Genomic DNA, 1262 nt, shown 5'->3' on the forward strand with positions numbered 1-1262 from the left:
TAACTTTGACTAACATGGAAATATGTGCGGTACTCTCTTATGTATTCCAAAGCCATTAATAGCTGATTTTCAAGGCTTAACTTGTTCTTTCTACCTCCTTTCTTTTTTTTCCTTTGATCAGCTTCTTCCAGTATTTCTATCATTCTATCAAACGTAGCACCCTTAACTCCAGTTAATCTTCTGAATTGCTCTTCCGATAAACTCTTAACTTGTTCATATTTCAATGCCAAAACCATAATATCTTTATCGAACTACAGTCAGTATACACATATATTAAAGTTTCGAAAAAAGTCTATTGTCAAATAATCCTCGTATATCAAACTCTAATACCCAATCATTGTGCCAGCACCGCTGCCGTGTCACTCCAATTGCCTCCAAAGCTGTTTTATTCCCTGAGTCCCCTCAGTTTCTTGCTGAATAAACTGCTTAACGTAACTCCTTCGCTCCACATCCATTACAAATGCTTCTTCGCTACTACTAGTTACTCCGTCCCAGTGCCTTACTTCTGTACTCTCATTCTTATGGCTTTGACCATTTGAATTTCTCCATTCTCATCAAGGCGACTGGTTCCCCTAGTTCCTTACAAAAGCCTCTTCCAAACTCACGCCATCTTTACGCCGGACACCCCTTACCTCATAGTTCAGGCTCTGGATAAACTTCTCTGAGAGTAGGAACGAGTCTCTCATTTTGATGTCTTCTTCGGATTAACGACGCTTCATCAATGGTTCATTTTCATTCGTCTTTTTGGATGTCACCTGCCCATTCCTCTTGGGCTTTTCCCCAACGCTTACAAGCATGGCTCTTTACCTCAGCTGCTTGTGGTGGTTTGAGACCTGTACCTGCATACCGATCCCGAAGGGCCCTCCTTCATCTCCTGTAAAGCTTCTTAATATATGTATTCTCTACGTCATACCTTCTCCTCCTTATATTCTTCTACGGCACACCACTCCCAACACCCTTCAGATCCATACACCTCACTTAACCATAAGCTTCTCAACTTCAGCTTCCGATAACCCAGTCGCCTCACTCACCTTTTTCACATCTACTCCTAAGCTCACCAAATTCCTCGCTATCCCAATCCTCTCTTCCACCTTTCCTTCCTCCTTGCCTATCGCTATCCCTTCTTCCTTACCTTGGGCTATGCCTTGTGCTATCCCTTCTTCCATAGCATCCTGACGCTTCTTCTCAAATGCTGAGTCCTCAAACCTCCAAAATGCTAAGTGCGACTCATATATCTCCCTCTCTATTGTCGTCATCTGTAG

General features: G+C 42.7%; 1 protein-coding gene and 1 pseudogene. Both read right to left on the minus strand.

Annotated features, from left to right (window positions below; translation table 11 throughout):
• Positions 1-224: transposase family protein (locus EDM53_RS03295; RefSeq protein WP_130121989.1), on the minus strand; the 224-nt coding region annotated here is incomplete at its 3' end.
• A gap of 750 nt (positions 225-974) precedes the next feature.
• Positions 975-1262 (minus strand): annotated as a pseudogene (locus tag EDM53_RS06180) (hypothetical protein); the annotation flags it as partial.

The sequence above is a fragment of the Rickettsiales endosymbiont of Peranema trichophorum genome, assembly GCF_004210275.1.
Taxonomy (GTDB): domain Bacteria; phylum Pseudomonadota; class Alphaproteobacteria; order Rickettsiales; family Midichloriaceae; genus RICK02.